The sequence below is a fragment of the Pseudonocardia yunnanensis genome, from assembly GCF_039534065.1.
Classification (GTDB): Bacteria; Actinomycetota; Actinomycetes; order Mycobacteriales; family Pseudonocardiaceae; genus Pseudonocardia; species Pseudonocardia yunnanensis.
In genome coordinates, this window is sequence record NZ_BAAAUS010000006.1 from 536,658 (window position 1) to 557,428 (window position 20,771).

Here is a 20,771-nt window from a genome sequence, read left to right on the forward strand (position 1 = left end):
TACTCCGGGCCACCGCGCTACCGGTCGCTGCCGCGCTGGGGTTTCCCGCCGCGAAGGTGGGAACCGCCGGCGCCGGCCACGCCGCCCCGGCCCGGCCCCTTGCAGCGCGCCCGCTCGGCGTACGGCACCCTCGTGCCTCTGCTGTGGGCCACCGTCGCGGTGGCGCTGCTCGCGGCGGGTGCCGAGGTGTGGCGCTACATCCTGTTGCTGGCCAGCCGGAACGAGGCGCTCTCCGCGGATGCCGTGGCCGCCTCCGACGCGTTCGTCGGGTCCGCGGGCACCGTTGCGCCGATCCTCACCGTGGTGGCAGGCGCCCTGCTCGTCCTCTGGTCCGTGCGGGCCTCGCAGGCGGCCGCCGAACGAGCCGGCGTGCGCCCGTCCCGTTCGGCTCGGGCGATCGTGCTCGGCTGGCTCGTCCCCGGGATCAATCTCTCGGTACCGGGCTCGGTGCTCAGCGAGATCGAGCACAGCGCACTGGAGCTGCCCGCCGACCTGCGTCCTCGCCCGTCGCGGCTCCTGCTGGCCTGGTGGGCCCTCTGGGTGGGCAGCGTCGTGCTCTCCGCCGTGGTGCTGCTGTGGTCGCTGCGCAGCGGTGTTCAGGCCCGCGCCGACGGCGTCGTGCTGCATGCCGTGCTCGACGTGCTGGCCGCGGTCACCGCCGCCGTCACGGCCCGTCTCGTCACCAGGCTGACGCGGCTGCTGGCGCCGGTCCGGCCCCGGCGCCGGGAGCTCGTGCTGAGCGTCAGGCCGCCAGCCGCAGCTCACGCAGCCCGCGCATGACGAAGTCCGGGCGGCGCACCGGTTCGCTCGCGAGTTGCATACCGGGAAGCGCCGCGCGGAGCGCGTCGAGCGCGGCGATCACCTCCAACCTGGCCAGTGGGGCACCGAGGCAGTAGTGCACCCCGGCGCCGAAGCCCAGGTGCGGGTTGCGCCGCCTGCCCACGTCCAGCTCGTCGGGCCGGTCGAACGCCTGCGGATCATGTGCCGCCGCCCCCAGCAGGGCGGCGATCTTGGTGCCGGCCGGCACGGGGTGCCCGGCCACGGTCGTGTCGACCACCGCCGTGCGCTCGAACAGCTGCAGCGGCGGGTCGTAGCGGATCAGCTCCTCCACGGCCGTCGCGTCGAGCCCCGGGTCCTCCCGCAGCCGCTGCCACTGGGCCGGGTGGCGCAGCAGGGCCAACACCCCGTTGCCGATGACGTTGACCGTTGCCTCGTGGCCCGCCATGAGCAGCAACGCCGCGGTGCCCACCAGCTCGTCCGCGTGGGCGTCCGCCTCGACGAGGTCGGTCACGAGGTCGTCACCCGGATGTGTCCTGCGGTACGCCACGAGCCCGCGCAAAGCGTCGACGAAGTCGGCGGCGGCCTGCTCCGCGGCCATCCTGCGCTGCTGTCCCGGATCCGGCTCGTACATCGTGACGATCGCGTTCGACCAGCCACGCAGCGCTCCGCGTTCCGGCTCCGGCACCCCGAGCAGCTCGGCGATCACCTCGACCGGGAGCGCGGCGGCCACACCCGACATGAGGTCCGCGCTGCCGTCGGCCGCGATGCGCTCCGCGAGCTCACCCACCAGCCGGTGGGCCAGCCCACGCACCCACGGCTCGAGCCGGGCTGTGTGGCCTCGGTTGAACGCACCTGCCACGAGGGTGCGGAGCCGGTCGTGGGCCGGGCCTTCCCGCTCGAGCAGCGAGTTGCGGTGGAGCAGGTTGAAGGCCGGGAAATCGGCGGCGGGCTCGGCGTCTACCCAGATGCGGCCGAGGTTGCGACTGCGTAGCAGCTCCGAGCACGCAGCGTGCGACACGGCGACGGGCATGCCGAGCAGCGGATGGGCGTGCACGGGACCGAGCGCGCGCAGCGCCGCGAAAGCCGGGTACGGGTCGGCGAGGAAGAGCGGGTCGCCCGGATCGAACGGATGCAGCAGAACCTCCCAGTGGCCCCGGCGGCCGACATCCCGCCGCCGCGCGAGAAGCTATCGCGTGGCCGATGACCGCCCTCCCGTGGCAGCGTCGGCGTCGGCACGGCGAACGGACAGCGCGGGGCGCATTCGCTAGCGTCAGGGGGACCATGGCCAAGAAGACACGTGCCCGTTCTCGCGAGGGCACCACGCAGCACAACACCGACGCGCCGGCCGGCGAGAACCCGCGCCGTCCCTGCCCCTGCGGCTCCGGGAAGCGCTACAAGGCATGTCACGGCGCCGGGGACGACGTCATCGTCCTGCGACCGTTCGACGGCCTGGCTGCGGAGTGCGACCTGGTGGCGATGCGGGAGTTCCTGCCATCGGCCACAGCGCCGCTGCCGCTGCGGGAAACCCCCGACGTGCCCGTGACGCTGACGACGGTGCTGCCAGGTGCATCGGCCGCGCTGGTCCGTCCGGACGGCACGATCATGCTGGGCATGCAGGTTCAGACCCGCTCGGGCGACCTGTCGGCCGACCTCGCCAAGGCGCTGCGCTGGGCGCAGACTGCCGAACCGGGCAGCGCGCTTCCGGTCGTCGGTCCCGGGATCGGCGACGGCGAGCTCGTCCGGCTCCAGGATCTGCTCGACCCCGAGGCCACCCTGGACCTCACGCTGCACACCGACTTCGGGTGGTGGGTCGTCCCCTCCGAGGACGGTACGGAGCCGGCAGCCGACGTGACGGCCGCCCTCGAGCGGGCCAACTCGGTGATCATGCCGACGGAGGCGGTGGTCGCCGACGGCGTGCGCTCCGCCTACTGGGTGGACACCGGGTCGAAGTCCCACCTGCGCTGGGTGCGTCCGGAACCCGAGGAGAAGCTGCTCGCGGCCATGGCCAGGTTGCACGCCCGCGGCGAGCTCGCCCTCACCGAGGACGCGCGCTTCGCCGGCGTCTTCCGCGCCCACGGCATCCTCGTGCCGGTGTGGGACCTCGATCGGGAGCTGCACCCCAAGGAGTGGGCGGCACCCACTGCCGCGTTCGCGGCCCGGCTCGACGAGGCGCTCGCCGACGAGACTCCGCTGACCGACGCCGAGCGCCGGGCCCGCGACGCGCTGGCCGGCAAGCAGGTCACCCTGCGCTAGTCGTCACGGCAGCCAGCCCACTTTGCCGGCCAGAGCGGCGTAGCCGATGAAGGCGACGACGTCGATCAGGGTGTGCGCGCCGATCTGCATCCAGAGTCGATTGGTGCGCTGCCAGACCCGGCCGAACACCAGGCCCATGACGATGTTGCCGATGAAGCCGCCGAGCCCCTGGTAGAGGTGGTAGCTGCCGCGCAGCAGCGCCTGGGCCACGAGCGAGCGGTTCTCCGACCAGCCGAGCTGGCGCAGCCGTGTGATGAGGTAGCCGAGCATGACCACTTCCTCGGCCCAGGCGTTCGCAGCGGCTGAGAGGATCAGCACGGGCAGCCGCCACCACGTGTCGCCGAGTGTGGACGGCTCGACGGTGAGGCTCACCCCGATCGCGCGCGCCACGAGGTACAGGCCCAGGCCGGGCACGCCGATCAGAGCGGCCAGCCCGGCAGCGCCGAGCGCGTCCCGTCCGGGTCGACGGCGGTCCAGCCCGACGTCGCGGAGTGCGACACCGGCCCGGATCAGCAGGTAGGCCCCCAGCGCTCCCCAGCCCACGAGCTGCAGCACGCGCGTGAGCTGCAGCGCGAGGTCGACGAGCCCGGCCTGGGCCTGCGGCGCGTTCAGCGCCACCTCTTGCTGGTTGAGTGGCACCGGCTGCAGCACCGCGTCGATCAGGCTCAATGCACTGCGTAGTGCGGACAGCCCGAGCGTCACCGTGAGGACGACGAGCACCTCGGTGCCGACGAGGCGGCGCAGCCGCGGGTCGGTGATCGGAGCGGTCACCGGCGACGGCGGCGAGAACCACCGCCCGGCTGCCGTCGAGCTGAGGCTGGACACGATGGCGGACGGTACCCGGCGAGTAAGCTGACCTGCGTGCGACAGCTGGCCCTCTCCCCCCGCTGGATGCTGTGGCACGTGCTCACCCTGGGCGCCATGATCACGTGCGGGTTCCTGTCGGCCTGGCAGTGGCATCGCGCCGGTTCGGCGATGGGCTCGGCGCTCAACGTCGGCTACGGGCTGCAGTGGCCGGTGTTCGCCCTCTTCTTCGGGGCCATGTGGTGGCGGATGCTCAAGATGGAGGCCACGAGGCTGCAGGAGGCCGACGAAGCCCCCACCGCCCCCGCGACTCCCGAGGAGCAGCGCGCCGTCGTGCTCGACGATGCCGCCGCTCTCCGCAGCTCCGAGCCCCGGCCCGTCGTCGCCGACGGCCCTTCGCCGTTCACGCCACGACCCGCGTCGGTGCCTCCGCCCGTGGTCACGGAGGACGACGAGCGGGACGACCGCGCGTTGGTCGAGTACAACCAGATGCTGGCCCAGCTGGCCGCCCGCGACGCGGGCGACTGACCCCCCGACTGCCGAAGGACGTTCGTGTCGATCGAGACCGCTCTACGGAACTACCGGGTGGCCGCGTGGGTCACGGGCGTCGGACTGCTCGTGCTCGTGCTCATCGCGATGCCGCTCAAGTACTTCTTCGGTCAGCCGCAGCTCGTCGCGGTGGTCGGCATGATGCACGGCTTCTTCTACATGGCCTACATCGTCCTCACGCTGCTGCTCGCGGAGCGGTGCCGGTGGAAGCCGCTCGACGCGCTTCTGATCCTCGTCGCCGGCACCATCCCGTTCGCCTCGTTCGTTGCGGAGCACCGGGTCACCCAGCGTGTGCGGGTGGGTCGCTCGCCGGTCAGCTAGAGCCGGCGTCCGTGTCGCCGTGCAACGGGCAGCTGATCAGCAACCCCATCTGCACGCGCAGGTCGTCCACCGTCTTGGCCTCTTCCCGCCACGCCAGCCGGACGTCGTGGTCGGCTCTGCGGCTGTTGTCCTCGGAGGTCTCCACCCGCAGCCGCAGGCCACAGCGATCCACCCCGAGCGGGCGCAGCCGCGAGCTGCGCAGGTCGCGCAGCCAGGGCGGCAGGTGGCGGGCGAGCATCGCGAGCACCTCGGGGTGCGCTTCCTCGAGGTGGACGAGCCAGTGCCGCTCGTAGCGACAGAACGGGTCGGGACGGGCCCCGGCCAGCTCGACGGGCGCGAGCGCGGCGCTGCCCTCGGCGTCGGACAGGACGGCGGAGCCGGGATCGAGCCGCACCAGTGTTGCGCCGTGGCCGAGGAGCAAGAGGTCGGGATGCGGGCGGGTGTCGGCGACCTGCAGCGCGATCCGGCGGGCGGAGTAGGGATCCAGCAGCCGGAGCCGTCCGGTGATCCAGAGCAGTGCGCGTACCGGTTCCCGGAGGTCGACCGGCGCATGGTCGGCGAGTTCGAGCATCGCCGGGCTCTCCCCGCTGGGCGCCTCCCGGATCCGGTCGAGCACCGGGTCGTCGTCGCGCAGCAGCAGAACCGCGGATCCGTCGGCGCGCACGTGGTGCACGAGGGGTGCCGTCTCCGGTGCACCGGTGCCGACCAGGAAGGCCACACCACCGCGGGCGACCACGCTGCGAGCGCGCTCGGCATCAGTGGGGGCCGGTGGGCGTCGCAGCCGGGTGGATACCAACGAAGTCACCTCCGAGTTAGGTGAGCCTAAGCTAGCGTCCGCGAGTTGTGGATGTCCAGCAGGCGCGAACCGGCAGCCGTTGTGAAGCCGTGAGAGGCGACCCGTTAGCGTCTGTGCCCGTGACGACGGCGGCTGGTGTTACCCCATGGGCCATCCCACCGCTCTTCGCCCAGCTCGTCGACGACACCAGTCTGCTGCAGCCACGGTCGGTTGCTCCCGGTGTCGACGAGGTGGTGTCGCGGTATCTGAGTGCCAGGGATGGTCGCTACGGAGGGCTCGTCGGGCAGCTGGTCTGCCCGGTTTCCCGACTGTCTGCGCTCGTCGCCGAGCTGGCGCGATCGGCCCCCTCCCGGCCCGTCGAGCTGTCGCTGGTGGTGGACACCGGGCTCGGCGCGGTTCCGAAGGCCCTGTCCACGGTCTTCTCCCGGTCGAGTCTGCTCACCCCGCGCACCGTCGAGACGGCCGCGCCGCCCGACGTCGACGCGATCTGGCTGGAGCGGGTGGCCGAGTTCGTGCCCGAGGACGTCGTCGCGGTCGTCGAGCCGCGCCGGCCATCGGTCGCCGAGCCGGTGGGCACCGGGGCGTGGCTGACCGCCGTGCGCCGGGTGGCCACCCACGGCTGCGCGCCGAAGCTGCGCTGCGGCGGACCGCGCGCCTCCGACATCCCGTCCGTGTCCGATATCGAGGAGTTCGTGCGCGTCGTGGTCGAGACCGGGCGCGGGTTCACCGCTCTCGGGGTGCGGCACGTCGTCCGCAGTGAGACCACCCCCGCTGAGCACGGACTGCTCAACCTCGTCGCCGCCGTCGCCAGGGCGCTGACCGGTGGCGACGTCCGTGCGGCGCTGGAGAGCACCGACGGTGACGCGCTGGCGGGTGAGGTCGGGGGTTTGTCCGAGGAGTCCGTCTCGGCGGTGCGTGGCCTGTTGTGGCGCTGTGGGGCCGACCCGGAACCGGTGCCGGGAGTGCAGCTTGCCGGACTCGGCCTGTTGGCCTGATCGGCACCAGGTGGGCGTGATCCCACCCACGTGGTGACAGTAGGGTGGTCTCTCGTGCCCCGACTCGCATTCCTCGGACCGCACGCCACCTTCACCGAGCAGGCATTGCGGTCACTTCCTGAGTCCGTCGGCGCCGAGCTGGTGCCCTGTGCCGGAAGTCCGGCCGTGCTCGCGGCCGTCCGCGACGGCTCCGTCGACGCCGGCTGCGTCCCGATCGAGAACACCGTCGAAGGCGCTGTGCCCGCAGTGCTGGACGGCCTGGTCGCCGACCCGCCGCTCGTGATCGTCAGGGAGGCGCTGGTCGAGGTCCGGTTCGCGCTGATGGCGCGTTCGGGCACGAAGGCAGGCGACATCCGCACCGTGGCCTCCCACACTCATGGCATCGCTCAGACACGCGGGTGGATCGCCGCGAACCTGCCCGACGCCGAGGTGCTCCTGTCCACCTCCACCGCCGAGGCTGCAGCTCAGGTGGCTCGCGGAGAGTTCGATGCGGCCGTAGCCGCCCCGATCGCAGCGGAGCAGCACGGGCTCGAGGTACTCGCCGACGACATCGCCGACAATCCCGGTGCCGTCACCAGGTTCGCGCTGGTCGCGCCCCCTGGCCCACCGCCCGCCCCCACCGGTCGCGACCGCACCACGCTGGCCGCCACCACCCAGAACCGGCCCGGTGCGCTGCTCGGCCTGCTCACCGAGCTGGCCGTCCGGGGCATCGACCTGACCAGGATCGAGTCGCGGCCGATCAAGCACCGGCACGCCGAGTACTGGTTTCACCTCGACTGTTCCGGACACGTCGCCGAGCCGGCCATGGGCGAGGCGCTCGCCGCGCTGCATCGCCGGTGCGACCAGGTCCGCTTCCTCGGCTCCTACCCGAGGGCGGCCAACGGCAACTCCACACCGGCCACCACCTCCCCACCCGGACCCGTGGGGGAGGCGGACCCCGCGGCCTTCGCCGCCGCCGAGAGCTGGCTCGCCGGGCTACGCGCCGGGAGCTTCGGGTGAACCCCGGCCCCCTACGCCTCGTGCTCGTCCGGCACGGGCAGACCGACGCCAACGTCCGCCGCGAGCTCGACTCCGTGCCTCCGGGTGCGCCGCTCAACGATCTCGGCCTGAGCCAGGCCCGAGCGGTGGGGGAGCGCCTCGCGACGCATCCGGTCACCGCCGTGCACGCCTCGCGCGCCACGCGTGCCCAGCAGACGGCCGCCCCGGTTGCCGCCGCGCACGGTCTCGACGTCGTGATCCACGACGGTGTGCACGAAATATTCATCGGCGACCTGGAGGGCCGGTCGGACCAGGAGGCCCGCGAGCAGTTCGACGTCGTCTACGGCGCGTGGTGGAAGGGCGACCTGGACGCGCGCCTGCCTGGCGGCGAGTCGGCCCACGATCTGCGGGCCCGGTACCTGCCGGTCGTCGAGCGGATCACCGACGGCGCCCACGGCGACGTCGTGCTCGTGAGCCATGGTGCGGCGATCCGGCTGGCGGCCGCGGCGCTGCTCGGCGACACGGCGGAGACGTTGTACGTCCCGAACACCGGCCTCGTGGTGCTGGTCCCCGACCCCGCGATGCCCGGGGGCTGGGCGCTGGACCACTGGGACAGCGCCCCGCCCGTGCCCGGCGACGTCACCGCGGGCGGCGCCCCCCGCTGACGCTCTTCGCTCGCCCTCGCTGCGCTCGGTCGGCCCATCGGGAGACGTCACCGTGCGAGGGCGCTGTGACACTGAATCGCTCGCAAGCTCGCTCTTCGCGCAGGCCGGGCAGGTCAGCCCCAGCCGAGTTCGCGCAGCGTCTCCTCGTCGATCCCGAAGTGGTGGGCGACCTCGTGCACCACGGTGACCGCCACCTCGTGCACCACCTCGTCGACGTCGTCGCACACGTCGAGGATCGCGTCGCGGTAGATCGTGATCCGGTCCGGCAGCACCCCGCCGTACGACGAGGTGCGCTCGGTGAGCGCCACACCCTCGTAGAGCCCCAGCAGATCGGGCTCCTCGGGGTTGCGGTCCTCCACCAGCACCACGACGTTGTCCATCGCGGCGGTCAGCTGCGGCGGAATGGAGTCCAGCGCGTCGGCGACCGCTTCCTCGAACCGCCGGCGCGTCATCTCCATCCGGGTGCGGGCCTCACGCCCCCGTGCCGGGCCGAGTGGTCGGCACCGGCGGCGGGGTCGGCGTATCGATCCTCGGTGGGTCCGGCGGGGCCGGCGTATCCACGTCGGGCTGCTCGGATGGCACCTGCGGCTGGCTGACGGGCGGCTGCTCGTCGTTGGGCTCGCCACTGGGTGGCGGCTGCTCATTGGGCGGCCCGTCGATGGGCGGCTCGGCGGGCGCCGTGGTGCTCGGCGCCGGAACTCCGGGACCAGGGGCCTGGGATGCCGGCGGGGCGGGGTTCTCGCCGACCACCACCTCGCCCCGGACCGGACCGGTGACGGGTGCGAAACCGCTGCGGTCGGGCAGCAGGGCGGCCAGGTTGCAGTTGACCTTGCGGGTGCCCGCCTTCCAGGAGTCCTCGGTGAGGTTGTCCCAGTACACGGTGAGCTTCTTGGCCGCGATGACGTCGGCGTTGCCGGCGTACTCGTTGGCGATCCGCCCGCACTCCGGCTGCAGGAACGCGTCCTGGTCGCCCACGGCGGGGAACGCCTCGGGGAACTTCTGGGAGAGGTCGACGATGCCGACCGTCTCCACCGCGTGCGGCCCGGCGCAGTCGACAGGGTCACCGATCGTGCGGCCGTCGATGGCCAGGCAGGTGCCGGGGTCGTGCACCGCGGACTGGTCCGACGTGGCTGCCCGGCCGGCCAGGGGATAGAGCGCACCGGAGCGCGAGGAGCTCTGCAACCCGCAACGCAGCTCGCGGTCGCCCTCGGTCCACTTCGCGGGAGACGGCTTGAGAGCGCCCACCCGGTAACGGCCGTCGGGATCGAACTTCCCGCCCATGTAGTCGAGCACGAGCTGGGTGCACCGCTCGTTGACGAGCTGGCGCCATTGCCGATCGTCGGGCAGCGTGGCCTGGTCGACGAGAGTGACCGAGCCCGCCTGCTCGAAGAGGTGCGGCTGGGCGCAGTCGACGACCTTGGTGTCGGCGGCGTCGGAGCGGGTCCACATCAGGCAGGTGCCCGGGGTGGCAGGCGGCGCCGGCACCTCCACGACGTCTCGCTCGCCCGCGACGCCCGGCAACGCCGCGAGCGTGCCGAGGACGGGCACCGTGGCGCCGGCGAAGGTGTCCAGCGTGGCCACTCCGAACATGGTGAGCGCGCCGATGAGGACGCCCATCACGATCCGGCGCGCCGGCAGCTGCTTCGAGGGCCGGGAGGCGTTCGTCGGGGGCGGTGGCGGCCGATCGGCCGGTGTGGGGGGCGGCCGCCGGTCGGCGGGCACGGGGGGCGGCGGCGGGGGGAAGACGTGGCGCGCGGCGCGCGGGGGAGCGCCGATGCCCGGGGCGGGGACAGCGCGCGGGGGAACGCCTGCGCCCGGGGCGGGGACAGCGGGTCGGCCCGGATTCCACGAAGGTGCGACGCGCGGCCCGCCGTTGGTGCGGGGAGGCGCGGGACGCACGGCGCCGGCGCCATGGTTCGTGGGCCGGTGGGGAGCGGCGAGGAGTCGGTCCATGTCGGGCGTCATCATGCCGTTACCTCTGGTGACACCAAGAGCTCGTAAGGCACTGCGCGACCATCGGTCGTCGGCGTGCTGCGAACGTCAACGTTTGCCGGTGAGCGCGGTCCCGGTACGGTGCGCGCGCAGGGGAGACTGTGAACGGCGGACGAATGCAGCCGAGGGGGATCGCATGTCGACGAATGACAACAGTCCCGGCGGCGATGAGCCCGACGACCGCTCGGAAGAGTCACCCGAGCGACCCACGGGGCGCATGCGCTTCCAGGACGAGTCGACCACTCCCCGCGAACCCACGCTGGCCGAGCGCCGCGCGCGCGAGCAGGCCGCGCGCCGCGAGGAGGAGGCCGAGCGCAAGAAGGCCGAGGAGGCGGAGCGCTCGCGCAAGAAGCGCAAACGCATCCTCATCGGGGCGGGAGCCACGGTCGGGATCGTCGCGCTGATCGCCATCGGCTATCAGGTCGCACAGCCGGACGAGGACGTACAGGCCCGTTGCGTCGACGAGGAGACGAACGTCGTCGTCGACGACGCCAACTGCGCGACGCCGGCGAGCTCCGGCACCAACTACCACGCCGGGGGCGGGATCATCCCGTATCCGATCTTCATCGGCGGCGGCGGTCGCCAGTACCGCTACAACTACGGCGGTAGCGGCAACATCGGCCAACCGGTGAGCGGCGGCACCGCGACGGTGCCGAAGTCCGGCACCCGGATCTCCACGCCGTCCGGGAAGACCGTTGCCGGCACGGGGAGCGGTTCGGTGTCACGCGGCGGCTTCGGTGTCTCGAACCGCGGCTCGAGCGGCTCCTAGGCGGAAACGGACGCACATGGAACGGCGCAGGGGGAAGCCGCGGCCCGACTGGGAGACCACGGTCCGCGACCAGGGGATGGTGTACGGCACGCCCGGCCGCGGTGAGGACGGCGCACCCCGGGCGTACTGGGACGAGTCGGTGCACTACGTCTTCTCGATGGACGAGATCCTCTCCCTCGAGGCCGACGTCGAGGTCATGCACTCGATGTGCCTCGAGGCCGTCGACCACGTCGTCACCACGGAGCGGTTCCGCGACTTCGCGCTGCCCGAGTGGGCGTGGGAGGGCGTCGCGGCGTCGTGGAAGCGCAGCGACCCGCACGTCTACGGCCGGTTCGATCTGCGCTACGACGGCGGCGGCCCGGCCAAGCTGCTGGAGTACAACGCCGACACGCCCACCACGCTGCTCGAGGCGTCGATCCTGCAGTGGAACTGGCTGAAGGACACCCACGAGGGCGACGACCAGTGGAACTCGCTGCACGAGAAGCTCGTGGAGCGCTGGGGCATGATCAAGAGCCGCCTGCCGGCCGACGAGGTGTACTTCACCTGGTCGAGCGGCGACGCGACGGGCGAGGACCATGTCACGGTCGGCTACCTGCAGGAGACGGCCGCGGAGGCGGGTCTGAACACGGTCGGTCTCGCGATCGAGGACATCGGCTGGGATGTCGCGCTCGACCGCTTCGTCGACCTCGAGGAATCGCCGATGGGGGCGGTGTTCAAGCTCTACCCCTGGGAGTGGGTGCTCTCCGACCAGTTCGGCAAGCACGTGCTGCGCAGCCTCCCCGAGACCCTCTGGGTCGAGCCGCTGTGGAAGACGTTGTTGTCGAACAAGGCGCTACTCGCCGTGCTGTGGGAGATGTACCCCGGGCACCCCAACCTGTTGCCGGCATACCTCGACCAGCCGGGCCTTCTCACCGAGTACGTCCGCAAGCCCCGCCTCGGCCGTGAGGGGGCCAACATCTCGATCGTCGCGCCGGGCATGGAACACCAGACGGGTGGCGTGTACGGCGAGGAGGGGTACGTCTACCAGCTCTTCGACCCGCTCCCCGAGTTCGACGGTTTCCGGCCCGCGCTGGGTGCCTGGATCGTCGGCGATTCCGCGGCCGGGCTCGGCATCCGCGAGACCGTCGGTCTGGTGACCGACGACGGGGCCGCGTTCGTCCCGCACCGCATCCCCGAATCCTGACGCTCCCCTGGAGGTTCTCGTGACGCTGGCCCAGATCGATCCGGGGTTCTTCTCGGTGATCGGACGGGGGATCGGCGCGATCCTGCTATATGCCGTGATCGGCGTGCTGCTCATGCTCATCGGTTTCTGGGGTGTGGACATCTCCACGCCGGGCAAGCTCAACCGCCTCGTGCGCGACGGCAAGCCGAACGCGGTGATCATCACCTCCGCCGGCATGGTGAGCATGGCGTTCATCGTGGTGGTCGCGATCTACACGTCCTCCGGCCTGCTGGTCGAGGGCCTGCTCGCATCGCTGATCTTCGGGCTGGTGGGCATCATCGCCCAGGTCGGCGGGGTGCGGCTGCTGGAGTGGATCACGGGCATCGACATCGGTGGGGTGCTGGCGGCCGACCGCATCAGCCCCCAGGCGTACGTGGTGGGTGCCGCGCACCTGGCGCTGGGCCTGGTGGTGGCGGTAGCGATCCTCTGACCCGGCGGTGGTCAGGTCGCCGGGGCGATCTCCTCGGCGAGCTCCCGGTGGAGCGCCACCCGCACCAGCGCCGCGGCGAGCGGCGCGAGCTCCGCGCCCGGTGCGAGCCGGGAGAGCTCATCCGGGTCGGTGGGCAGGCCGAGCCTGCGCGCCCCGTCGAGCACCTTTCCGTCGAGGGCAGGCCGCAGTGACGGCCAGACGTCCTGCGCCTCGCGGCAGAAGATGTCGGCGCCGACCGGTCCGAGCCTGGGGAACGCCGTGAGGGCCGTGCGGACGCGCGCGGGATCGCCCTCAGCTGCGTCACGCAGCCGGCGCAGGTCGCCGCGGTACTCCGACCGCACCTGCTCCGCGCCCTTTCCGAGGGCCGTGGCGGTGCTCTCGTCGTAGCGCTTGTAGCCCGCGCCCCCGAGTGTGTCCACCCGTTGCTTCCAGGATGCGGCGAGCATCTTCTCCGGCGTTCCCATCCCGGCGTCGGCGAGCTCGCGGGCGGCCTTGATGGCGATGTCCGCCCGGATCCGGGTGGAGAGCAGCACCGAGAGGACCAGGAGCCGGTAGAGCGGAGCCGGGGTGTCGTGCAGCCGGATCCCGGCCTCCTCGGCGTAGGTGGTGCCCGCGCGATCGAGCAGCGCGCGGACGGTGGCACGGGCGTCGTTCACGATCCGGGCATACCCCTTGACATGCGGCTACATGCGGCTACGCGAGTGCAACACTCGTCGCATGCCTGGCGACGTGGTGGCCTCCCGCGAGCTGCGGAACGACACGGCAGGCCTGCTGCGCCGGGTCGAGGCCGGAGAGCGGCTGACGATCACGGTCGACGGCAGGGCCGTGGCGGAGCAGGTGCCGCTCCGGCGCGCCCGGCGATCCTGGATCAGGAGTGACGATCTGGTGGCCAGGCTGCACCGTGTCCAGGCCGATCCGGGATTACGCGCCGATCTCGCGCGGCTCGCCGGGGAGACGACGGACGACCTCGGGCCGATCAGGTGAGACGGCTACCGGGCACCGGCGAGTTCATCGCGGCGGAGAGTGCGCGCGGTTGACTCTCGACCATGTCGAGACACGAGGGTCACTGATCGTGGAGAGCTTGCGCGGGATCGGGCAGATGGCCCGGGAGAGCGGCCTCAGCGTCAGTGCCCTGCGGTTCTACGACGGGGCCGGGGTGCTGGTGCCGGCCCACGTCGATCCGCGGACCGGCTACCGCTCCTACGCATCCGAGCAGGTGGTCGTCGCCCGGCTCGTCGCCGTGCTGCGTCGGGTGGGGATGCCGATCGCCGGGATCCGCGAGCTGCTGGCCCGCCGGCACGACCCAGCCGGTGTCGACGAACTGCTGGCTGCACACCTGCACCAGCTGGAGCAAGGGCTCGTCGACGCCCGCCGTGCGCTCTCCTCGGTCCGGTCACTGATCGAGCAGGAGGAGCGACCCATGCCCCCGACCACCGTCACCGTCGCAGGCCCCGAGCTGGCGGCCGCGCTGCACGCCGTCCGGTTCGCCGTCGGCTCGGATCCCGAGCTTCCCGTGCTGGGTGGTGTGCTGCTGGACGTCGCCGCCGACGCCGTGACCCTCGTGGCGACCGACCGGTACCGGCTGGCCATCGCCTCCGTGCCCGTCATCGCGCTCGACGGGCCTGCGGTGGGTGCCGTCGTTCCGGCTCCGTTCTCCGACCGGTTCCCGCAGACAGGGACGGTCGTGATCACCGTGGACGGCGCGACGATCGATGTGCGGGCCGGTGCCGAGGAGCTGACCGGTCACCTGATCCCCGACGCGTTCCCCGACTACCGCCGCCTCGTCCCGGAGCACGACCGGGCCGTGCCGGTCGACGCCTCTCTGCGTGCCGCCCTCGCCGCCGCTCCGACACGGACGCTGCGCCGCGACGCGGACGGCGTGGAGTACGAGGTCGCGGTGCTCAGCCCCGGCCCGGACGGGATCGCCGTCGGCGCCGAAGGGGAGGGCGTCGCCGTGAACCGCGAGTTCCTGCTCGAGGCGCTCGACGCGGGCGGCGAGGGCCAGCTCCTGCTTTTGCTGGACGGTCCGATCAGCCCGCTGGTGGTCCGCTCGCCCCGGTCGGTGTCGCTGCTGATGCCTGTGCGGTCCTGACCGCGGCGGAGCTCGGGCCGGTCTGACCTACTGCACTCCATCTGCGCCTTCCGCGCTCCCGTAGCCAATTGTGCGATGGGTGGGCGCAGTGTCCGTACCCTGGACGTCGTGCAGGCTCCCCGACTGGTCGCGACCGATGTCGACGGCACGCTGCTGGATCCCGATGACCGGGTCTCGCCGCGCTCTGCCGCCGTGATCAGGAAGCTGGTGGCGGACGGGGTCGGCTTCGTACTCGTCACCGGGCGGCCGCCGCGCTGGGTCCCACCGGTCGTGGCGGAGCTCGGGGTCGCGTGTCTCGCGGTATGTGCCAACGGCGGCGTGCTCTACGACGCCGCCGAGGACCGTGTGGTCTGGTCGCGCACCCTCGGCCCGGACGCGCTCGCGCACCTCGCAGAGGTGGTCACGGCGGCCCTGCCGGGGTCCGGGCTGGCCGTCGAGCGGGTCGGGGCCACCGGGTTCGACGAGTCCTCGGCGTTCGTCGCCGAGCCCGAGTACCGCCACGCCTGGCCGGAGTCCGACGCCGCGGTGGTCACGCGGTCGGAGGTGATCTCGAAGCCGGCAGTGAAGATGCTCGTCCGCTGCCCGGGGCTCTCCAGCGACGCCATGGTGGCCGCGCTCGCCCCGGTGGTGGGCGATTCGGCTGATCTCACCTTCTCGCATCCGCGAGGGCTGGTCGAGATTTCGTCACCGAACGTCACAAAGGCCACCGGGCTCGCTGAGGTGGCGCAGCGTCACGCAGTGGATGCGGCTGACGTCATCGCGTTCGGGGACATGCCGAACGACCTGGAGATGCTGCGCTGGGCCGGCCACGGCGTGGCCATGGGAAACGCCCATCCAGCACTGCTGGAGGAGGCGGACGAGATCACCGCGAGCAACCGCGACGACGGGCTGGCGCTGGTGCTCGAGCGCTGGTTCTGAGCACAGGGACGGCAGCGAGGACATTCCGAGGACACCGCACCCGGCTACTCCAGGTGACCGGGCGTAGCATCAGCCTCGGATAGCGCATCGCACCTGTGCATCGGCGGCCCACCCCCGCGCCGCCGTCACACCGCACTGACCCGGCGCGGGCCAGGCCCCGCCACGCCGCACTGGAGGCCCCCGCCCGTGGCCGAGCTCCTCGACCGCCCCGGCCCGACGCGCCCCCCGGCCGTCATCCCCGGGGGCACTGTCGACGTCCCACCCACCGCATTCGAGGTGCGCCTGCTGGAGGCCGTGCAGGACAGCATCGCCACTCCGCCGGTCGTGCGGGTCGCGCGCGGCATGTCGCTGTTCGGCGAGCACGCCGCTGGATGGCTCCTGTTCGGCGCCGTGGGCGCGATGCTCGACCGCCGTCGGCGTCGCGACTGGGTCACCGCCACAGCCGCCGTCGCGCTCGCGCACGGCGCGTCCGTCGGGGTGAAGCGGGTGGTGCGCAGGCCTCGCCCGCAGCACCCTCGGGTGAGGGTGCTCGTCGGCACGCCAAGCAGGCTGAGCTTCCCGTCGGCGCATGCCACGTCCACCACGGCGGCGGCCGTGGTGTTCGGGGCACTGCTACGCAAGCCGCTCGTGGCAGCGCTGGTGCCACCGATGGCACTGTCCCGGATGGTGCTCGGCGTGCATTACCCCACCGACGTCGTGGCGGGGTCCGTGCTAGGCGCCGCGGTGGCGGTCGGCGTCCGGCGTCTGGCGAACCGTTTCACCGCACAGCGTCCCCGGAAGGGAAACCGATGACGAGCACCGACGCGCCGACCGAGCAGCAGGCCGTGCCGCCGCGCACGCCGGTGAGCGTCACCCGCGGCGTGCTCAAGACGATGCGGCCGCGGCAGTGGGTGAAGAACGTCCTGGTGCTCGCGGCGCCGTTCGTCGGCGGCGACCTGTTCACCACGGGCATCGCGATCCACCTGGCGATCGCGTTCGTGGCCTTCTCGATCGCCGCATCGGGCATCTACCTCGTCAACGATGCCAACGATGTGGCCGCCGACCGGGCGCACCCGACCAAGCGCAACCGGCCGATCGCCGCGGGGATCGTGGCTCCCCGGCTCGCGCAGTCGGTGGCCGTCGTGCTGCTGCTGGGCGCGCTGGCGTTGAGCTTCCTGGCCAGCGTGCAGCTGGTGATCGTGCTCGCCGTCTATATCGCGGTGCAGCTGGCGTACTGCTATTACCTCAAGCACCAGCCGGTGCTCGACATCTGCATCGTCGCGTCGGGCTTCCTGCTCAGGGCGATCGCGGGCGGTGCGGCCACCGGCATCGCGCTCTCGCAGTGGTTCCTGCTGGTGGCGGGGTTCGGGTCGCTGTTCATGGTGGCCGGCAAGCGCTACGCGGAGATGATGCTGGCCGAGCGCACCGGCGCCAAGATCCGTAAGTCGCTGGAGAGCTACTCCTCGTCGTACCTGCGCTTCGTCTGGGCACTGTCGGCCACCGTGCTGATCACGACGTACTCCCTGTGGGCCTTCGAGATCCGCGAGGAGCAGCACAACACGGTCTGGTCGGTGATCTCGATCGTGCCGTTCGTGATCGCCGTGCTGCGGTACTCGGTGGACGTCGACTCGGGCAACGGCGGCGAGCCGGAGGAGATCGCGCTCGCCGACCGTGTCCTGCAGGTGCTGGCGCTGCTCTGGGTGGGCACCCTCGTCCTCGCGGTGTACGCCTGAGGCGCCTTCCAGGCACTCGTCGTGAGTGACCGACGTCATACGTGGTTACGGCGAGTCGGCTCGGCCGTCAGGGGGCGGGCCGGCGTGGGTCCGCATGAGCGCGAGGCCGGGAGCAGCGTGTCTGCGGCAGGCCCACAGCGGGCAGGGTGGCGCCCGTCGCTTATGTGGTCGCCGCTACCCTCGGCAGTCGTGAGTTACGCGGGATACGACCTCGTCATCGTCGGATCGGGCTTTTTCGGCCTGACCGTGGCCGAGCGGGTCGCCTCTGAGCTGGACAAGCGCGTCCTGATGCTCGAGCGGCGTTCGCACATCGGTGGAAACGCCTACTCCGAACCCGAGCCGGAGACGGGCATTGAGATCCACCGCTACGGTGCACATCTGTTCCACACGTCGAACGAGCGCGTCTGGGATTACGTCAACCGCTTCACCGACTTCACCGGCTACCAGCACCGCGTGTTCGCACGTGTGGGTGATCAGGTTTACGCGTTCCCGATGAACCTGGCACTGATCAACCAGTTCTTCGGCAAGTCGCACACCCCGGACGAGGCCCGCGCGCTCATCGCCGAGCAGGCCGGTGAGATCGACCCGAAGAACGTGACGAACCTCGAGGAGAAGGCAATCTCGCTGGTCGGGCGGCCGCTCTACGAGGCTTTCGTCAAGGGCTACACGGCGAAGCAATGGCAGACGGATCCCACGCAGCTCGATCCCTCCATCATTACTCGGCTACCGGTGCGCTACACGTTCAACAACCGGTACTTCAACGACACCTACGAGGGCCTGCCGGTCGACGGATACACGGCATGGCTGGAGAAGATGGCCGACCACCCGAACATCGAGGTGCGCCTCGACGTCGACTTCTTCGATGTTCGTGATCAGCTCCCGGCCGGCATCCCGGTGGTCTACACAGGAGCGTTGGACCGTTACTTCGACTACTCCGAGGGCGAGCTCGGCTGGCGCACGCTGGACTTCGAGCAGGAGGTCCTCCACGACACCGGCGATTTCCAAGGCACCTCGGTCATGAACTACAACGACGAGGACGTTCCGTTCACTCGGATCCACGAGTTCCGCCATTTCCACCCGGAGCGGGACTACCCCACGGACAAGACGGTGATCGTGCGGGAGTACTCCCGGTCCGCCGAGTCCGGTGACGAGCCGTACTACCCGATCAACACGCCGGACAACCGGCTCAAGCTGCAGCGCTACCGCGACCTGGCCCGTAAGGAGACCGCCAACGCGAACGTGCTGTTCGGTGGGCGGCTCGGTACGTACAAGTACCTCGACATGCACATGGCGATCGGGTCGGCGCTCACCATGTTCGACAACCGCATCGCTCCTTACTTCACCGACGGCCGGGCTCTTGCCGGCACCGAGAGCACTGAGGACTGACGACGAGCATGCAGGGCCCGAACCGATGACCCAGACGATCGTGACCGCCGAGGAGATCGCCACGCCCAGCGGGGAGGCGAGCGCCAGCAGCCTGCTGCAGCGGGTGATCATGCCGCGCTCCGGTGACCCGATGAGCGTCCGTTCGCTCTACATGGACGAGCGCACCGGGATCCGCCTGACCACCCTGCCCGGGCCGGTCGGAGCGCCGCCTGCCCGGAAGGTGGACCTCACCGGATCGGCGGTGAGCGCGCGGCGGCTACGGGTCGTCTCGCGCACCTCGTTGACGGTGCCGGAGCAGAGCGAGGTGTCGTTCGGGGCCTACTTCAACGCCTTCGCCGCCGGCTACTGGCGGCGCTGGAGCCGGCTCACCGAGGTGCACCTGCGCCTCGAGGTCGAGGGCAGTGGCCGGGTCGACGTCTACCGGACGAAGGCCGACGGCTCGCAGATCTTCGTGCGCGGCATCGTCATCACCGGGCCGAGGCGCCAGGAGTTGGACCTCGACCTGGACCTGCGTCCGTTCGAGGACGGTGGGTGGTACTGGTTCGACCTCACAACCGACACCGACGACCTCACGCTGCACTCGGGCGGGTGGTACGCGGCGGAGAAGGCCGCCGGCCGGGCCGCGGTCACGATCGGCATGCCGACGTTCAACAGGCCCGCCGACTGCGTCGCCACCCTCACCGCGATCGGTGAGGACCCCCTGGTGCTCGAGGCCGTCACCGCGGTGATCCTGGCCGACCAGGGAACGCAGAAGGTGCGCGACGAGCCCGGCTTCGAAGCTGCCGCGGCGGTGCTCGGCGAGAAGCTGCGGATCATCGACCAACCCAACCTCGGTGGGTCCGGCGGTTACGCGCGCGCGATGTACGAGGCGCTCGACACCGACTGCGAGCAGATCCTCTTCATGGACGACGACATCCTGCTCGAACCCGACTCGGTGCTGCGGGCCATCGCGTTCTCGCGCTTCTCCCGCGAGCCGATGCTCGTCGGCGGGCAGATGCTGTCGCTGCAGGCTCGTTCGCAGCTGTCCACCATGGGCGAGGTCGTCGACCGCAACGCCTTCCTCTGGCGCAACGCGCCCGGCACCGAGCCGCACCACGACCTGGCGGAGTACCCGCTCCGCCAGACGCCGTGGCTGCACCGGCGCACGGACGTCGACTACAACGCCTGGTGGATGTGCCTGATCCCGCGTGTGGTGGCCGAGGACCTCGGGATGCCGCTCCCACTGTTCATCAAGTGGGACGACGCCGAGTACGGCCTGCGGGCCCGCGGCCGCGGCTATCGCACGGCCACTGTGCCGGGTATCGCGATCTGGCACATGTCGTTCCTCGAGAAGGACGACACGAGCGACTGGCAGGCCTACTTCCACTACCGCAACCGCTTGGTCGCCGCCGCGCTGCACGGGCCCGACAGCCCCAAGGCGCTGCTGCGCGACACGCTCAAGCGCACGCTGCGCCACCTGTTGCTGATGGAGTACTCGGCGGTCGCGCTCCAGGCGATGGCCCTGCGCGACTTCCTGGCCGGGCCGGAGGCGCTGTTCCCGACGCTGTCGACGGTGCTGGGCGAGGTGCGTGCCGAGCGCGCCAGGTACGACGACGGCAGGCCGCTCGACTCGGCCACCCAGGTGCCGCTGTCGGAGCTCGACGCGCTTGCGGCGCAGGTGTTCCCACCACCGCCCACACGCAAGATCCCGATCGCCAAGGGCCTTGCGCGGAGCGTCCTGCACAACCTGCGGGCTCCGAACCCGGAGCACCAGATGGTGCCCCAGCGCAACATCCCGTCCCGGCAGGCGCAGTGGTTCGTGTTGTCCCAGCTCGACTCGGCCACCGTCTCCACGCCCGACGGACGCGGGGTGACGTTCCGGCGCCGCAACCCGGAGCTGTTCCGCTCGATGATCAAGCACGCGGTGGCACAGCACCGCGAGATCGCCAAGGCGTGGCCGGAGCTTCGCCGGCGCTACCGGGCGGCGTTGCCGGAGCTCACCAGCCGCGATGCGTGGAAGCGCGAGGTCTTCGACCGCTGACCGCAACCGTGGTCCGGACAGCCGGTGGCTGTCCGGACCACGGTGGTCAGGCGCTGGAGGGTGCTGAACGACTCCGCCAGTAGGGCCGA

The 20,771-nt window shown here is 71.4% G+C and carries 23 protein-coding genes; 17 read left to right on the forward strand and 6 right to left on the reverse strand.

Features of this window, described 5'->3' with window-relative positions; genetic code table 11:
- The first annotated feature begins 132 nt into the window (after positions 1-132).
- Positions 133-780 (forward strand): DUF4328 domain-containing protein, encoded by a 648-nt coding sequence (locus tag ABD743_RS08760; protein ID WP_344720542.1) that lies wholly within the window; start codon positions 133-135, stop codon positions 778-780.
- Here the strand turns inward: ABD743_RS08760 and ABD743_RS08765 are convergent.
- Entirely contained in the window at positions 743-1,834 is a 1,092-nt protein-coding gene (locus tag ABD743_RS08765) for a cytochrome P450 (RefSeq protein WP_344720544.1), read from the reverse strand. The genes ABD743_RS08760 and ABD743_RS08765 overlap by 38 nt on opposite strands.
- Positions 1,835-2,061: 227 nt before the next feature.
- Here ABD743_RS08765 and ABD743_RS08770 point away from each other — a divergent pair, with 227 nt between their 5' ends.
- Positions 2,062-3,033, forward strand: coding sequence for a DUF5926 family protein (locus ABD743_RS08770; RefSeq protein WP_344720545.1), 972 nt, complete (start codon positions 2,062-2,064; stop codon positions 3,031-3,033).
- A 3-nt stretch (positions 3,034-3,036) separates the two neighbouring features.
- On the opposite strand, the gene ABD743_RS08775 is transcribed toward ABD743_RS08770, so the two are convergent.
- Positions 3,037-3,858, reverse strand: a complete 822-nt coding sequence (locus ABD743_RS08775; RefSeq protein WP_379659014.1) for a CPBP family intramembrane glutamic endopeptidase — start codon at positions 3,856-3,858, stop codon at positions 3,037-3,039.
- Positions 3,859-3,894: 36 nt separating this feature from the next.
- On the opposite strand from ABD743_RS08775, the gene ABD743_RS08780 reads away from it, so the two are divergent.
- On the forward strand, positions 3,895-4,365 hold the full coding sequence (locus ABD743_RS08780) for a hypothetical protein (protein WP_344720547.1): 471 nt from the start codon (positions 3,895-3,897) through the stop codon (positions 4,363-4,365).
- A gap of 24 nt (positions 4,366-4,389) precedes the next feature.
- Positions 4,390-4,707, forward strand: a complete 318-nt coding sequence (locus ABD743_RS08785; RefSeq protein WP_241041525.1) for a DUF3817 domain-containing protein — start codon at positions 4,390-4,392, stop codon at positions 4,705-4,707.
- Here the strand turns inward: ABD743_RS08785 and ABD743_RS08790 are convergent.
- The gene (locus ABD743_RS08790; protein ID WP_344720548.1) at positions 4,700-5,512 is read right to left on the reverse strand and encodes a DUF2470 domain-containing protein; all 813 of its coding nucleotides are present in this window, start codon (positions 5,510-5,512) and stop codon (positions 4,700-4,702) included. The genes ABD743_RS08785 and ABD743_RS08790 overlap by 8 nt on opposite strands.
- A gap of 104 nt (positions 5,513-5,616) precedes the next feature.
- Here ABD743_RS08790 and ABD743_RS08795 point away from each other — a divergent pair, with 104 nt between their 5' ends.
- The 3 genes from ABD743_RS08795 to ABD743_RS08805 are packed head-to-tail and all read left to right on the forward strand — an operon-like array spanning position 5,617 to position 8,141.
- A complete protein-coding gene (locus ABD743_RS08795) occupies positions 5,617-6,498 on the forward strand; it encodes a hypothetical protein (RefSeq protein WP_379659015.1) in 882 nt (293 codons plus the stop codon).
- Between the two features lie 54 nt (positions 6,499-6,552).
- Positions 6,553-7,497 (forward strand): prephenate dehydratase, encoded by a 945-nt coding sequence (gene pheA, locus ABD743_RS08800; protein ID WP_344720552.1) that lies wholly within the window; start codon positions 6,553-6,555, stop codon positions 7,495-7,497.
- Positions 7,494-8,141 carry a histidine phosphatase family protein gene (locus tag ABD743_RS08805; RefSeq protein WP_344720554.1) on the forward strand — a complete coding sequence of 216 codons (648 nt, stop codon included), beginning with the start codon at positions 7,494-7,496 and terminating at the stop codon, positions 8,139-8,141. The genes pheA and ABD743_RS08805 overlap by 4 nt, the downstream gene beginning before the upstream one ends.
- Positions 8,142-8,254: 113 nt before the next feature.
- Here the strand turns inward: ABD743_RS08805 and ABD743_RS08810 are convergent, their stop codons facing one another.
- Together ABD743_RS08810 and ABD743_RS08815 are read right to left on the reverse strand one after the other, a co-directional pair.
- Complete coding sequence (locus tag ABD743_RS08810) at positions 8,255-8,599, reverse strand: metallopeptidase family protein (RefSeq protein ID WP_344720556.1); 345 nt, start codon at positions 8,597-8,599, stop codon at positions 8,255-8,257.
- Positions 8,600-8,612: 13 nt separating this feature from the next.
- Positions 8,613-10,109, reverse strand: coding sequence for a septum formation family protein (locus ABD743_RS08815; protein ID WP_344720558.1), 1,497 nt, complete (start codon positions 10,107-10,109; stop codon positions 8,613-8,615).
- A gap of 160 nt (positions 10,110-10,269) precedes the next feature.
- On the opposite strand from ABD743_RS08815, the gene ABD743_RS08820 reads away from it, so the two are divergent.
- From ABD743_RS08820 to ABD743_RS08830, 3 genes are read left to right on the forward strand one after another with little or no spacing between them, the layout of a single operon-like run.
- The gene (locus ABD743_RS08820; RefSeq protein ID WP_344720560.1) at positions 10,270-10,902 is read left to right on the forward strand and encodes a hypothetical protein; all 633 of its coding nucleotides are present in this window, start codon (positions 10,270-10,272) and stop codon (positions 10,900-10,902) included.
- Between the two features lie 16 nt (positions 10,903-10,918).
- On the forward strand, positions 10,919-12,085 hold the full coding sequence (locus tag ABD743_RS08825; protein WP_344720562.1) for a glutathionylspermidine synthase family protein: 1,167 nt from the start codon (positions 10,919-10,921) through the stop codon (positions 12,083-12,085).
- A gap of 19 nt (positions 12,086-12,104) precedes the next feature.
- A complete protein-coding gene (locus ABD743_RS08830; RefSeq protein ID WP_344720563.1) occupies positions 12,105-12,554 on the forward strand; it encodes a DUF350 domain-containing protein in 450 nt (149 codons plus the stop codon).
- An 11-nt stretch (positions 12,555-12,565) separates the two neighbouring features.
- Here ABD743_RS08830 and ABD743_RS08835 read toward each other — a convergent pair whose 3' ends face one another.
- Complete coding sequence (locus tag ABD743_RS08835; RefSeq protein ID WP_379659030.1) at positions 12,566-13,213, reverse strand: endonuclease; 648 nt, start codon at positions 13,211-13,213, stop codon at positions 12,566-12,568.
- Positions 13,214-13,271: 58 nt separating this feature from the next.
- On the opposite strand from ABD743_RS08835, the gene ABD743_RS08840 reads away from it, so the two are divergent.
- The 7 genes from ABD743_RS08840 to ABD743_RS08870 all read left to right on the forward strand — a co-directional run bounded on the left by ABD743_RS08840 (position 13,272) and on the right by ABD743_RS08870 (position 20,682).
- The gene (locus ABD743_RS08840) at positions 13,272-13,538 is read left to right on the forward strand and encodes a type II toxin-antitoxin system Phd/YefM family antitoxin (protein ID WP_344720565.1); all 267 of its coding nucleotides are present in this window, start codon (positions 13,272-13,274) and stop codon (positions 13,536-13,538) included.
- Positions 13,539-13,626: 88 nt separating this feature from the next.
- Positions 13,627-14,646 (forward strand): DNA polymerase III subunit beta family protein, encoded by a 1,020-nt coding sequence (locus ABD743_RS08845; RefSeq protein ID WP_344720567.1) that lies wholly within the window; start codon positions 13,627-13,629, stop codon positions 14,644-14,646.
- Between the two features lie 108 nt (positions 14,647-14,754).
- On the forward strand, positions 14,755-15,564 hold the full coding sequence (locus tag ABD743_RS08850; RefSeq protein ID WP_344720569.1) for an HAD family hydrolase: 810 nt from the start codon (positions 14,755-14,757) through the stop codon (positions 15,562-15,564).
- Positions 15,565-15,750: 186 nt separating this feature from the next.
- Positions 15,751-16,356, forward strand: coding sequence for a phosphatase PAP2 family protein (locus ABD743_RS08855; RefSeq protein WP_379659017.1), 606 nt, complete (start codon positions 15,751-15,753; stop codon positions 16,354-16,356).
- Complete coding sequence (locus ABD743_RS08860; RefSeq protein ID WP_241041508.1) at positions 16,353-17,276, forward strand: decaprenyl-phosphate phosphoribosyltransferase; 924 nt, start codon at positions 16,353-16,355, stop codon at positions 17,274-17,276. Before ABD743_RS08855 ends, ABD743_RS08860 begins: the two co-directional genes overlap by 4 nt.
- A 162-nt stretch (positions 17,277-17,438) precedes the next feature.
- A complete protein-coding gene (glf, locus tag ABD743_RS08865) occupies positions 17,439-18,662 on the forward strand; it encodes a UDP-galactopyranose mutase (protein ID WP_344720571.1) in 1,224 nt (407 codons plus the stop codon).
- Positions 18,663-18,687: 25 nt separating this feature from the next.
- Positions 18,688-20,682: a glycosyltransferase gene (locus ABD743_RS08870; protein ID WP_344720573.1), complete on the forward strand. Its 1,995-nt coding sequence runs from the start codon at positions 18,688-18,690 to the stop codon at positions 20,680-20,682.
- The last annotated feature ends 89 nt before the right edge of the window (positions 20,683-20,771 follow it).

Excerpts from the sequence above, each read along its gene's own strand:
- ABD743_RS08770 (WP_344720545.1), top strand. The coding sequence starts at position 2,062 with ATGGCCAAGAAGACACGTGCCCGTTCTCGCGAGGGCACCACGCAGCAC.
- ABD743_RS08825 (WP_344720562.1), top strand. The coding sequence starts at position 10,919 with ATGGAACGGCGCAGGGGGAAGCCGCGGCCCGACTGGGAGACCACGGTC.
- ABD743_RS08840 (WP_344720565.1), top strand. The coding sequence starts at position 13,272 with ATGCCTGGCGACGTGGTGGCCTCCCGCGAGCTGCGGAACGACACGGCA.
- ABD743_RS08860 (WP_241041508.1), top strand. The coding sequence starts at position 16,353 with ATGACGAGCACCGACGCGCCGACCGAGCAGCAGGCCGTGCCGCCGCGC.
- ABD743_RS08820 (WP_344720560.1), top strand. The coding sequence starts at position 10,270 with ATGTCGACGAATGACAACAGTCCCGGCGGCGATGAGCCCGACGACCGC.
- ABD743_RS08815 (WP_344720558.1), bottom strand. The coding sequence starts at position 10,109 with ATGATGACGCCCGACATGGACCGACTCCTCGCCGCTCCCCACCGGCCC.
- ABD743_RS08870 (WP_344720573.1), top strand. The coding sequence starts at position 18,688 with ATGACCCAGACGATCGTGACCGCCGAGGAGATCGCCACGCCCAGCGGG.
- ABD743_RS08810 (WP_344720556.1), bottom strand. The coding sequence starts at position 8,599 with ATGGAGATGACGCGCCGGCGGTTCGAGGAAGCGGTCGCCGACGCGCTG.
- glf (WP_344720571.1), top strand. The coding sequence starts at position 17,439 with ATGTGGTCGCCGCTACCCTCGGCAGTCGTGAGTTACGCGGGATACGAC.